This is a genomic window from Streptosporangium sandarakinum (assembly GCF_013409935.1).
In the GTDB taxonomy this organism is placed as follows: Bacteria; Actinomycetota; Actinomycetes; order Streptosporangiales; family Streptosporangiaceae; genus Streptosporangium; species Streptosporangium nondiastaticum.
Genome location: NZ_JACCCO010000001.1, coordinates 2065919 through 2078276 on the forward strand (window position 1 = coordinate 2065919; position 12358 = coordinate 2078276).

Here is a 12358-nt window from a genome sequence, read left to right on the forward strand (position 1 = left end):
TCATCGTGCTCTTCCTGTCACGCGGGACAGGATGGCCGGTCGCGGGAGGTGCTCTCGGAGCCGAACCGCGTTCTGTGGATGACTTCCGTCACCGCCCGCAAAAGTGCCGATGCCCTTACGCCGGCGTGTGGGGGCCACGGCTCACGACGGTCGGCGTGGCCCCGCCGAGATCAGGCGGGGCAGGTCCCGCGCTTGGCGGTGAGGTCGAGGGTCTTCTTGATGGAGCTCAGACCGAGCCGCTTGGACTCCGGGCAGAACTTGCCGAGCGCCACGGAGTACTCGGCGTGGAAGACCGGCTTGCCCGCCTTGATGAACGGGGTCAGCGCGGAGCACTCGCGATACTCGGCGCACTGCTCGTTCACCGCGAAGTCGAAGTCTCCGACCAACTGCGGGATCTGGTCGAGATCGTTCTTCAGCCCGATCGCGAGGCCGCGCTCGTGCGCGACCTCGGCGAGCATCCGGTTGAAGGCGAGCTGGTGCTTGGCGGTGACCGGGAAACCGGAGTCCTGCTGGTAGGCGTCCACCAGGTCGGCCTCGACGCCGTCGAAACCCTTGGCCTTGCACTGGTCGAGCCGGGCCGACCAGATGCGCTTGACGACGTCGACCTGCCGGATGTCGACCCACCGCTCCTGCGGCCAGCCGTCGACCGGCTTTCCGAGGACCGACTTCGGGAAGTTCTTGAAGTCGGGACGCCCCTGCTCGGCCGCCCCGATGTCGATGTAACAGACGACCTTGCGTCCCATGCCGTGCAGGGCGGTCACCGTCGAGGCAGGTGTGTCGAACATGTCGACGTCGTACACGTCGGCCTTCACCGAGGTGTCGATCTTTCCGGAGAGCTGCCACTGCCAGGTCAGCCCGGCCTTGGGTTGCCATCGATCGCCGGGGGCGGCGTGCGCCGGGGCCTGGAGGGCGGCGACGCCGACCGCGGCCAGGGCCAGGGCCAGGATTCGAGGGGTCTTGATGATCATGAAACGGGACTATAGCCGGGCGGCGATGGCGAATCCCCCGGAACCGAGAGGTTCGCCGTCACCCCGCCGGCCGTCCACCCGTCGACCGTCGCGAATCAGGGGTCACTGAGCGGCGGCACGGTCCGCGAGCGGGCGACGGCGCCGCGCGGCGTCGGTCAGCGCGACCGGGCGCCAGGCGCCGTCCGGCTGGTAGACGTCGGTCCCCGGCGGGACGATCTCGTCGATCCGGTCGAGGGTCGCGTCGTCGAGCGTGAGCGTGGCGCCCTTCAGTGACGCCTCCAACTGCTCCATCGTCCGCGGCCCGAGGATCACCGAGGTGACGCCGGGATGTGCCGCGGCGAATGCCACGGCCAGCTCCGGCAGTGAGCAGCCGATGTCGTCGGCGACCTCGATGAGCCGTTCCACGACGGCCAGCTTGGCGGCGTTCACCGGAAGCGAGGGGTCGAAGCGTGCCGGCATCAGCGCCGCACGGCCGGTGGTGAGGTCGATGGGCCGGCCCGCGCGGTACCTTCCGGTCAGGAACCCCGAGGCCAGCGGACTCCACGTCAGCACGCCCATCCCCAGCCGCCGGCAGACCGGCAGCACGGAGGTCTCCACGCCCCGGGCCAGCAGCGAGTACGGCGGCTGCTCGGTCCTGAAGCGCAGCAGGCCCCGGCGCTCGGCCACGTGGTACGCCTCGACGATCTCGTCGGCCGGGAACGTGGAGCAGCCGAAGGCGCGGATCTTCCCCTGATGGACGAGGTCGCTCAGCGCGGAGAGCGTCTCCTCGACGTCGGTCGCGTGGTCGGGGCGGTGGATCTGGTAGAGATCGATCCAGTCGGTCCCCAGACGCCTGAGGCTGTCCTCGACCGCCCTGATGATCCACCGCCGGGAGTTGCCGCCCCGGTTGGGGCCCTCACCCATCGGGAAGTGCACCTTGGTGGCGAGCACGACGTCGTCACGACGGCCGCGCAGCGCCTTCCCGACGATCTCCTCCGACTCCCCCGCCGAGTACATGTCCGCGGTGTCGACGAAGTTGATCCCCCGGTCGAGGGCCGCGTGGACGATGCGGACGCACTCGTCGTGATCGGGATTGCCGACGGCGCCGAACATCATGGCGCCGAGACAGTGGACGCTCACCTCGATGCCGGTGCCGCCGAGGACTCGGTAACGCATGCCCGGACTCCCTGGGGATCGCAGACGGAATGATCGCAAGTCGGACCCTAGGTCCTGGAGCGCGCTCCACGGCAAGCCCCTCCCGCACGCGTGCCCGAGGTTCCGGCCCTCCGTTCGCCCTCCGCACGCCGCCTGTGGCGCCCGCAGGCGGGGCTGCGGGCGCCACAGGTTCGGGAGTCACCGCGAAGGCCGTGGCCTCGGCGGTTTCGGCGGCCGGTGCGTCACGGGCTGACGGTCACCCGGACCGCCGGAGCCGTGCCGACCCGGACGTCCAGGATGATCGGCTTGCCGGCGCGGAGTGCGGCGCGGGCGTCGCCGCGGAGGTCGAGCTTCAGGTCCCGGGTCATACCGGGCTGGAGCGTGACCTTTTCGGTGTCGAGCGGGTCGCCGTCGTAGGTGACGGTGACCTGTTCCCGGCACTTCTCCTCTCCGGCGCAGACCAGGGTGATCACCGCCTGGGCGGGGGCGTTCCCCTGTGTCTTGACCGTGGCGGTGACGCTGTCGTCGAGCACTCTCATCCCCGGAGTCCCCGGAGTCCCCGGAGTCCCCGGGACGAGCGGGGCGACGTGGCGTTCCGTGTCTCCGGAGGTGTTGAGCGCGAGCGTCGTCCCGTCCGGCCGGCTCAGGAGGACGGTGAGCGCGGCGCCGCCCTGGTCGTCGAGGCGGACCTCGCCGAGGTGGGCGATGTCGTCCTCGGCCGGAGCCGACGCAGAGGCGCCGGCCTTCAGCAGGAGGAACGACAGCTGCTCGCCCGCCCCGGCGGTTCCGGCGGACACCGTCACGGTGACGGTGCCGTCGCCGTTCACGACCGCCTCGTGGCGGATGCCAGCGGACTCGGACGCCTCGGCGGCCGGCGGGTTCGCGGCGGCGCGGACCGCCCCTGCCTCGACAGGGGCCTCACCCGCGGCGGCGGGCCGTACCGCTGCCGCCTGGGTGGCGGGCGCCGCGCTCGCCTCGGCGGCGGGTGCCGCCGGGCCGCGCAGAACGGGCCGGCCGAGGCCGGCGTCCCACTGCCATACGGACTCGAAGTCGAAGCCGAGTCTGTCGGCCCAGAAGGCCTGGTCGCCGACCTCGTCCCGGGTCGCGGTGGCGCCGTTGAGCGTGGCCGGGCCGGTCGCGGTCTCGGTCTGCGACCGCGCCACCACGGTCTCGGCCGCCCAGTTGCCGCTGAGCGTGGCGACGTTGTTCGCCAGCACCCGGCCCAGGAAGCGGTGCGCCCAGGAGGGCGCGGTGACCGCCGGGTTGAGCGCGATCGAACCGCGGATGGTGGTGCCGGTGTAGCCGTAGCCGGCCACGCCGCCGTCGTTGCGGGTGTCCGCGGTGACGGTGCCCGTGGCGAAGACCCGCTCCGTGGTGGAACCGGCCAGGGCCACGCCGATCACTCCGCCCGCCTCGGTGGTGAGCGCGCGCACGTTCGCCGTGGAGTAGGAGTCCCGCACGATGCCCTGCGAGTCGCCGACGAGGCCGCCCACGCGCGAGCCCGCGGTCACGGACCCGGAGACCCACACGCGTTCGACGGTGCCGGTGCTGCTGCCGGCCAGAATGCCGACGCGCGCGGTGGTGGTGTTCACTCTGGCGTCGAGGACCGCGAGGTCGTGGACGTGCCCGGAGATCTGGGTGAACAGCCCGCCGGTGGTGGACGTCAGGCCCGTGATGGTGTGGCCGGCGCCGTCCAGTTCGCCGGTGAACGGCCCCGGCAGGCTGGTGAACGGCGTGCCGGTCAGGTCGAGGTCGGCGGCGAGCACGTAGTCGTAGGACGGGTGCCTGCCCATCAGGGTCAGGTCCTCGACGCTGTCGACGACGTGGAAGCCGCGCCCGTCGGCCGGCAGCCCGGGCCCCGGGGCCGGTTCGAGCGTCTCGGGCGCCATCCGCAGCGTCGGGCGCCTGGCGACGCCGTCCCACTGCCAGACGGTCTCGAAGTCCCAGCCGCGCTCCTCGTAGAAGGTCTGCCTCTGGATCTCCGAGGTGGCGACCACGTTGCCCTTCTGGTTGTCGGCCGCGGGCGGGTCGGTCAGCGACTGCCCGCTGATCGGCACGGACCGGCTGACGTGGTTGTCTTCTAGCGTGGCGGTCTGCCCCGTGTAGACGCGGCCGACGATGGCGTGCGCGTGGCTCGACGCGGAGATGTTCGCGTTCAGCGCGACCGTGTGGCTCACCCGGGTGTCGGTGTAGCCGTAGGCGGCCACGCCGCCCGCGGACGCGCCGCCCGCGGAGACCGCGCCGGTGGCCAGGACGTTCTCGGTGACCGACCCACCGACGGAGACGCCGACGGCACCGCCGGCGTACTGGGTCGCGGCGCGCACGTTCACCGTGGAGACGCTGTCGCGGACGGTGCCGAAGTGGTGACCGGTGATGCCGCCGGCATAGCTGTTCGCGGTCAGCGACCCGTCGGCGCGGACCCGCTGGATCGTGCCGTGGTTCTGGTCGGCGACCAGTCCGGCGGTCGAACGGTCGGTGGTGGCATCACCCCGGACCACCAGGTCCTCGATCGTGCCGCGGTTGTCGGCGAACAGGCCCGGCCCCTGGTCGGGCAGGGCGGCCAGTCCGGAGACCGTATGCCCGTCGCCGTCGAAGACGCCCGTGAAGGCGGTGGTGCGGCCGATCTGGGCACGGGCGAGCCCGGTCAGGTTCAGGTCCGCGGTCAGCCGGTAGTGACCGGCCGGGTCGTTGTCGACCTTGGACAGGTCGTCCGGGGAGTCGATCAGGTACGGGGACTTCTCGGTGCCCTCGCCGGCCAGGCCCTCGCGCAGGGTCACGGCGGGCCGCAGCGGCTTCCCGGACGCCAGGGAGTCCCAGGTGAACAGCTTGACGGTCGAGCTCGGCGCCACCGGCAGCGGAGTGCCGAAGCGGACGTACTGCTCACGGCCGAGGTGGTCGAGTGCGACGTCGAGGGTGCGCACGTCGATCATCCGCTGCTGCGAGCTGTCGTACGCCGCGGCCATGACGGTGACCTTGTCCAGGCTGCCCGGGGAGGACAGGAGCCCCACACCTTTCAGCTCACGGTTCTCGATCCCGGCCGAGGAGACCTTCCAGGAGCCGTGCGGCTTGGCGACGGTCACCTCGTCGACCAGGCGCCCGTCGATCGTGTACGTCGACAGCCGCAGTCCGGCGTCGGTCACCTTCAGGACGCCGCCCATCTGGACGTTCTCGTCGAAGACCTTGTCGTCCCACCAGAACCGCTGGTTGTCGTAGAACTTCGGGCCGGACGACCCCATGGTCACGAACGTGGTGCCGGCGACCTCCTCCTCGGGGGTCCTGGCCAGGCGTCCTTCGTAGATCGTGGATCGTTTGTAGACGTGGTCGTGCCCGCCGACGTACAGGTCGACGCCGAGCCGGTCGAGCACGCGTGTGACCTTCTCCCGGTCGATGTCCATGCCGCCGTCGTCGGCGTGCTGGCCGCCGTAGTAGGAGAAGTGCCCGATGACGACGTTCCACGTCGCGTCCGAGGCGCGTACGTCGTCGACCAGCCAGTCGAGCTGCTCGTCCAGGCGCACGTTGGAGTTCAGCACGGAGAAGTGGACGTCGCCGCGGTCGAAGGAGTAGTTGCTCTCACCGATCACACCGTTGCGCGGCAGCGCGAACGTGTTGGTGAAGATCGCGCCCGGCTGCCTGCCGACCGCGTCGTAGTCGAGGTCCTCGTAGGTCTCGTGGTTGCCGACCAGGCCCGCGTACTGCAGGTCGAGCCCGGACAGGAAGGAGCCGTGGATCTCGGCCCACTTCTCCCCCCTGCCGCCGCGGTCGACGAGGTCGCCGACCTGGACCACGGTGCCGCCGCCCGGCGTCCGGCTCCTCAGCCGGTCGAGCACCCGCCGCGGCAGGGTGAGGTCGCCGGCGTTTCCGTCGGGCACCTGCACGTCGCCCAGGACGTAGACCGGCTCCCCCTTGGCGCCGCCTGCGAGGAACTCGCCCCGCGCGCCGGTCCAGGCCGACGCGTCGGCGGGTGCGGGGGCGCGGCCGTCGCGGGCCACGCCGAACCGGAACCGGTAGGTCGTGCCGACCTTCAGCCCGGTCAGGCGGAACTCGTGGGAGCGCAGCGTCTGGCCCGTGATGGAGTGCTGGTAGACGGGCTCGCCGTCGCCCACCACGTTGACCTCGTACGGGCGGTCGTTCGTCGAGGTGAGCACCTCCGCCCCGGCCCAGTCGTCCGAACCTGCGGGCAGGACCTGCGCGTAGACCCGCTCGACGGCGCGGTCGGTGGTGACCGCGATTCCGGCGGAGCCGGGTTTCTCACCGACGGACGCGTTGCCGCCGAAGCGGAACACGCCCGCCGGGTCCGGCGCCTTCCGGGAGACCTGGATGCGGAGCAGCTCGGCGTTGGTGTTACCGAGGTCGTCGGTCGCCTTCACGACCACGAAAGCGTCGTCGTAGGAGCGGATCCGGAAGGCGTCGCCGGAGACCGGTACCCTGCCCGCCGAGTCGAACACCTCGAACGTGATGGCCGGCTGGGCTCCGGAGTCGTCGGTGGCCGTCGCCTGCGGCAGGGTTATCGTGTCGCCGTACCGCGCCGTGGCGGGGAAGTCGCCCGGGACGGTGATCCGCGGGGCGTAGTTCGCGCCGCGGACGGTCTTCCCGATCCAGATCGGGGCGGAGACCAGGAAGTTGCCGTCGGCCTGGTCGGCGCGGACGTAGTAGAAGTCGCCGTCCCGGACGTCCAGCCTGGTCTTCAGCGTCAGGTCGTTGCCGCTGATCCCGCCGAAGTCGTGGGCGACCGCACCGCCGTTGGTGATGAGGCGCGCGGAGGTGAAGGAGTCCCCGGCGTCCGGGTCGGTGAGGCGGAGGTCGACGTCCAGGGTGGCGGTGCCGCCCGGCAGGATCGTGCCCATGAGCTTGTCGTTGCCGCCGAACGCGAGGACCGCGTTGACGTCGGCGGTCGAGTAGAGGCTGCGGTCCCGCATCGCCGCGTACAGCGAGTCCAGGGAGTGTCCCCCGGCCCACACGCCGGTGATCGACGGGTTCCCGGACACCCAGGTCGCGGAGTGCTCGTCGCCGTTCCACGTCGGGGCCAGGTGCCAGCCTGCGTCCAGCGCCTTCTGGAACTCGCCCACCGCGTCGGCGGACTTGACCTCGATGAGCTCCATCCGTTCGTCGGCGGCCGGGTCCAGGCCCTTGAAGCCGAAGAACTCGCCCTTGGACGTGGTGGACGGGTGGTTGAACTGGCCGATCGCCTTCGGGTCCCGCTTCAGCCGCGCCAGGAACGTGAAGTAGTCGTATTTCATGTCGCCGGTGCCGAACGCGTTGCCGTACCCGTCGACGCTGCCCTTCTCGGTCGCCCGCGCCGTCACGTGCCAGTCGGCGCCGAACACGTTGATGTGACCGGTGCCGTCGTACCAGGTGTTCTCGATCGCCGGGACCGCGACCAGGCCGTCCTGGCCCGCGTTGAACTTCGCGGCGCTCTCGTGCAGATAGCGCCATTCGGCGGAGTCGGCGTCCCGCCAGTCCTCGACGAAGTCGTCGCCGTTGCGGATGTCCCACATGACGTCGTGCTCGGACACCGCGAAGAAGTCGGCGTCGGTCTCGCCGCGGACGTGTTCGTAGGCGTCCGGCGGCAGCTCGACACCGTCGCTCACCGAGGTGTGCGCGTGGAACTCGCCGGTGTACAGGGATTTGCCGAGGTAGACCGGCCGTTTCTCGTCGGCCGCCGTGGCCGGGGAGACCGGCATGAGGGCCAGTGCGCCGGCCACGAGCGCGACCGCGGTGATCGCGCCGGACCAGGCGGGTGTTCGGGATGCGCTGCTGCGCGTCATGTTTCTACCGTTTCAGGTGGTTCCGGTGTGCCGATCACAGAAATCACAGCAGACGAAACGGCTTGTTTAGAATACGGGCAATGAAGATGAACGAGCAGTTAATTCTGACAATGCTCGCATTTTATCCAAAATCCGCAGTTCGCCCCTGAAACGGCTCGCCGAGTAGGGGATCACCGCCGCGACGGCCGCGACACCGCCCCTCCGGCGCCCTCCGCCGCGCCCCCTCGCGGCCGCCATGCCGGGCCCGGCGGACGGGTCCGGCTCCAGCCGCCGGCGCCGACGACACCCCGCCCGGTGAGGTCGTTGCCGTCGCGTGGCGCGACAGGTGACCACGAAGGGCCTTCCGGGCCGAGGGCGGGCCGGGGCGAAACCTTTTCACCGGAAGCCCCGCGCCCGTTTCCGGGCATCGCGATTCATCCCGGCCCAGGCGCGCCGACGCTCTTCCGATGACATAAAGAGAGAAATGCCCGGGTTGATCTTATTGGAATCGACCCGGCGGCGGAAATTTCGACCATCGCCGGAAGTGACCTCATGGGCTCGATCCCCCCGCACGATATCGGTAAATCCGAACGGCCTGCGAGCATACGACTCTCGAACCGGTCGGCCCCGCCTTTTTCTCACCGGCACACGCCGAACGATAACGCCCGGCGGCCGCGCCGTCTCTCAATCGAAAGGATCTGGAATCATGGCCCGCCGTACGGGCCGGCCGAATCACCAATGCGCCGAAGATACGATCGACCGATTTCCGGCGCAAGGCTTTTCAGCCCAGCCCGAAAGGCGCAGGTGGTTGCCGGTCGCATCAGGCCCGGCGCGGATCCTGCGGGCGTCCCGCGCTACGCGCCGATGCGGGACGCCCGCAGGTGTGGCCCGGTGGTCTACCGGGCCGTTCGAGGAGGGGTCACGCGGGCTGCCAGAGCGCCGGGACGTTCGACGGCTCCCAGCCGGGCAACGCGGTGTGCGCCTGGAGGCACCGGTAGGTGCGTCCGCTGTAGGTGACCAGGTCACCGGCCTTGTAGGCCGTGCCGGAGGTCCAGGCGCCGCCGGGCGTCGCCGAAGGAGTCGGGGTGGGGGTCGGCGTGGGGGTGGGGGTGGGCGTCGGGGTCGGGGTCGGCGTCGGGTCCGGGCCGCCGGGGCCCACCTGGAGGTCGACGCAGTTGTAGAAGGCGTTCTCGGTGTCGGCGATGTTCCAGATGGCCAGCAGCTTGATCCGGCCGGTCCGTCCGCCCAGGTTCACCGTGTGCGTGACGACGGACCCCGGCTGCCTACCGCGGTCGTCGATGACCGCGATCCGCTCGTTGCCGATGTAGTACTCCCACGTGCTGGTGGCGTGGCGGGCCTCGATCAGCCACTTGAAGGTGACCGTGTTGCCGACCGTAGTGGCAGGCCAGGCCTTCCTGTCGTCGTCGAGCGGAGCCCATCGGGGGTCACCGGCGCTGCAGTTGCGCTGACCCTTGGGGCCTTCGACGCTCTGCGGCTCCCAGATGATCTGCCCGCAGTTGGGGACCTTGCCGGCGGCACACCATGCCTGCCGGCTCGGCGGGTCCGAGATGTAGCCGTGGGCCGAAGCGGGCGAGGCGATCACCACCACCGATGTGGCGGCGACGATGAGCGCTGCCAGGGGTGCTAACAGTTTCCGCATGTCACCCTTCCTCTGTTGGGGGGTAGTAATGCGAATATAAAGGAAAGTTTCCTAACAATAAACCACATTGTGGAATCCCGACACAGATGGATGTCAGGGAGGTGAACGCCATGGATCCGGCCCGAAACACCGCCCACCGCCGGTCGTGCGCCCGGTCCGCACCCCGAGCACGCCACCGCGTGGGGGTCGTGACCGCGCCGCCGCGACGGCGAGGAGCCGTCGCGGCGGGACAGGTCCAGACATCCGTCGGCACCACCGAGACCGGACCTGTGCGCACGCCGGCACAGGCCATCGGCACCGATCCGGCTCCGGAGCCGCCCTGACGTCAGGGGTGCCCGAACTACTCGGGCGAGGCCGAATCGAACCGGCAGCGGGGCATGTTCGGCGGGGGATGGGCGGAGACGTCGACGTGTTCGGCTCCGGCGAATCCCCACCCCTCCCAGCGCTCGCCGCCCGCCTCCGTGCGGTCTCCCTGCGTGTAGTACCAGACCGTCGCCTCACCGCCCTGGACACGCCCGAGCTCCCAGCAGACGAACCAGCTTCTCCGCGTTTCCAAGGTCCCTATCCTCTCCGTGCCGTCCACGGTGAGGTAGAGGGGTGTCTCGGATCGGTTGGCGCACACGAAGTCTCTGGTCCACGCATAGCCGTCGTGTCCGGCGTCGGTGTGCTTGACTCCGCCGCGCTCGGTGCAGGACTTCACGCTCTCCGCATCGGCCCCGAAGCGGTCGCCCAAGCGCCAGACCAGGATCCCGCCCATGACCAGGACCACCAGCGCCGCCACCGACCATGCGCGACTTCTCCGCAGGACCGACCGACGTCCACGCGCGTTCCCCGGCGAAACCGGCAGAACCGACGAGTCCGATGGGTCCAATAGGTCTGATGGGTCCGGCGGTGCGGGGAGAGCCCGATCCGGAGACGTCAGGTGGTCATCCGGCCGCTAGACAGGCTGCCATGGCCCGGGTTCCGCTTCGGGGATCTGAACGGTCTGTACCCGCACCCACCGCCGGTGCAGTTCGAGTATCTGTGTTCGGCTCGCCTGGCATTCCCTGGCGAACTGCTCCAGAAGCATGAAGCTCGGCGGCACGCCCTCTCCTGAGCAGTAGCGGTGGAGAGTGGATTTGCTGACACCGAGCCGCCTGGCGAGAGCGTCGTAACTACGGCCGGTCTTTTCTCTCATATGGCGTAGATGCGCGGCTAATTCTGCGACGGCGGATGGCTCTGACAACTCCTGCTCCTTGAGTTGCGGCCCGATCTTAACTCCCGAAGGGCAACAGCGGAGTCGGCAGAGTTTCCCGCCCGAATCCCATTACGGTCCCATCGCGTGCGGGATCGCGCTGGTCGACGCGGTCCGCTGTCCCATCGTTTCCACGCCGTCCCAGATCTCTTGTCCCGGGGTGGAGGGCCGGTCATGGTGAGACCGCCGGGCCGGCCGAGATCCTCAACCATGCCCACTCCCCACCGGTCGCAAGGACCGCCGCTCTCAGGAGACGCATGACCATGCCTCCGTTCGCTTCCCCGCGCTCCAGGTATCAACGAACAGCGCGTTCCGCGCTGGTGAGCGCGGCGGCCGCCGCCGCGCTCACTCTTCTCATCGGCGGCCTGCCGAGCCTTCCGGCGCACGGCGCGACCTCCGCGGACACCGCCGTCCAGCGGACCGCGCTGGCCGCCCCCAACCTGCAGTTGCCTTTCCCCTGCGGGCAGCAGCCCCACCGTAGGAACCGAGTGGACCGATGACGGCCAGGTGCAGGAGGACCGCGGGCTGAAGGGGCGTCCCCGCAGGGCCAAACGCCCCGTGCCGATCCCGTCCGAGCCGGTGGCGATCCTGCGCGGGCACATCGCCCGGTACGGCACGGCCCCGGACGGGCGCCTGTTCCGCACTGAGCGCGGCGGGGTACTCCAAGCGTCGGCCTACTCCCGGACCTGGGAGGCCGCGCGTTGTCTGGCGCTCACGCCGTCCCAGGTGGAGAGCGAATCGGCGCGACGGCCGTACGACCTGCGGCACGCGGGCGTGTCTCTCCGGCTCGACGCCGGAATCCCGGCAACCCAGGTAGCCGAGTGGGCGGGGCACAGCGTGGAAGTCCTGCTCAAGATCTACGCCAAGTGCGTGGACGGCCATGACCACGTCTGGCACGGCATGCTCGACCGCGCGCTCGGAGACGACGCCGGTTAAGCCTCCTCCAACCGGGGCCAGTCTCCCCGAAGAGCCGTCTGGACCCAGGGGGTGCGCCTTCCAGGTCTAGAGGGCTGTCTGGAGACCAATTCGGTGCTCTACCAGCGCTCCAGGGGCTAGAGGCCCCCCCCGAAAAGCCCGGAAGGGCCCTTCGTCCCTTCAAAGACGTGTATCTAAAGATCAGTATCGAAGCCGGAAAGGACATGGATTGATCACCCGTCTTCCCCGTGATCCCGTCACCCTCATCAGCCTGTCGGAGTTGCCGTCCAGCACCCCCGGCCGCAGTGCTCGCGAGTGCCCCTGCGGATGGAGCCGGTACCTAGTGCGGTGACCACAACCGTTCACCGGGCTTACCGGCGGGACGATTCCGACGGGCGGTCTTTGCTATCGCTACGATCTGTCCACGGATCGACCCGCCTCCCCGAGGGTGTGCAAGAGCCGCTCCCGGGCGGCATCCAGGCGTCCGCTGTAGTCCGGCATGAAGACCTCGACCAGTGAAGTCTCCAGCGTCCCGGCGATCAGGTGTAGCGGTGACCAGACCGCACGGTCCTCGCCAACCAAGTCGTCGAACTCCGCAGTGCCGATCACGCGGTCGAGCCAGTCAGAGAGCACCAGGGCCTGATCCTGCGTCAGCTTGATCGTGAACTCTCTATCCACCATCCTGCCGAGGGCAGCGTTGCTC

9 protein-coding genes are annotated in these 12358 nt (G+C 69.8%); 2 read left to right on the forward strand and 7 right to left on the reverse strand.

The window, feature by feature from the left end:
- Positions 1–170 precede the first annotated feature (170 nt).
- The 6 genes from HDA43_RS09160 to HDA43_RS36645 form a co-directional block, all read right to left on the reverse strand.
- A complete protein-coding gene (locus HDA43_RS09160; protein ID WP_179819309.1) occupies positions 171–968 on the reverse strand; it encodes an endo alpha-1,4 polygalactosaminidase in 798 nt (265 codons plus the stop codon).
- 102 nt (positions 969–1070) lie between these two features.
- Positions 1071–2123, reverse strand: coding sequence for an aldo/keto reductase (locus tag HDA43_RS09165; RefSeq protein WP_179819310.1), 1053 nt, complete (start codon positions 2121–2123; stop codon positions 1071–1073).
- Between the two features lie 221 nt (positions 2124–2344).
- Positions 2345–7867 (reverse strand): metallophosphoesterase, encoded by a 5523-nt coding sequence (locus HDA43_RS09170; protein WP_179819311.1) that lies wholly within the window; start codon positions 7865–7867, stop codon positions 2345–2347.
- Positions 7868–8765: 898 nt separating this feature from the next.
- Positions 8766–9506, reverse strand: a complete 741-nt coding sequence (locus tag HDA43_RS09175) for a lytic polysaccharide monooxygenase (RefSeq protein ID WP_179819312.1) — start codon at positions 9504–9506, stop codon at positions 8766–8768.
- Between the two features lie 340 nt (positions 9507–9846).
- Positions 9847–10287 (reverse strand): hypothetical protein, encoded by a 441-nt coding sequence (locus tag HDA43_RS09180; RefSeq protein WP_179819313.1) that lies wholly within the window; start codon positions 10285–10287, stop codon positions 9847–9849.
- Positions 10288–10443: 156 nt separating this feature from the next.
- Complete coding sequence (locus HDA43_RS36645) at positions 10444–10731, reverse strand: helix-turn-helix domain-containing protein (RefSeq protein WP_376770463.1); 288 nt, start codon at positions 10729–10731, stop codon at positions 10444–10446.
- 266 nt (positions 10732–10997) lie between these two features.
- On the opposite strand from HDA43_RS36645, the gene HDA43_RS09190 reads away from it, so the two are divergent.
- Together HDA43_RS09190 and HDA43_RS09195 are read left to right on the forward strand one after the other, a co-directional pair.
- On the forward strand, positions 10998–11240 hold the full coding sequence (locus HDA43_RS09190; RefSeq protein WP_179819315.1) for a hypothetical protein: 243 nt from the start codon (positions 10998–11000) through the stop codon (positions 11238–11240).
- 7 nt (positions 11241–11247) lie between these two features.
- Positions 11248–11676, forward strand: a complete 429-nt coding sequence (locus tag HDA43_RS09195; protein ID WP_179819316.1) for a site-specific integrase — start codon at positions 11248–11250, stop codon at positions 11674–11676.
- Positions 11677–12066: 390 nt separating this feature from the next.
- Here the strand turns inward: HDA43_RS09195 and HDA43_RS09200 are convergent, their stop codons facing one another.
- Positions 12067–12336, reverse strand: coding sequence for a hypothetical protein (locus HDA43_RS09200; protein ID WP_179819317.1), 270 nt, complete (start codon positions 12334–12336; stop codon positions 12067–12069).
- Positions 12337–12358 lie beyond the last annotated feature (22 nt).

Bases quoted from the DNA above. Each gene is read 5' to 3' on its own strand.
- HDA43_RS09200 (WP_179819317.1), bottom strand. From the start codon at position 12,336: ATGGTGGATAGAGAGTTCACGATCAAGCTGACGCAGGATCAGGCCCTG.
- HDA43_RS09175 (WP_179819312.1), bottom strand. From the start codon at position 9,506: ATGCGGAAACTGTTAGCACCCCTGGCAGCGCTCATCGTCGCCGCCACA.
- HDA43_RS09170 (WP_179819311.1), bottom strand. From the start codon at position 7,867: ATGACGCGCAGCAGCGCATCCCGAACACCCGCCTGGTCCGGCGCGATC.
- HDA43_RS09165 (WP_179819310.1), bottom strand. From the start codon at position 2,123: ATGCGTTACCGAGTCCTCGGCGGCACCGGCATCGAGGTGAGCGTCCAC.
- HDA43_RS09160 (WP_179819309.1), bottom strand. From the start codon at position 968: ATGATCATCAAGACCCCTCGAATCCTGGCCCTGGCCCTGGCCGCGGTC.
- HDA43_RS09190 (WP_179819315.1), top strand. From the start codon at position 10,998: ATGACCATGCCTCCGTTCGCTTCCCCGCGCTCCAGGTATCAACGAACA.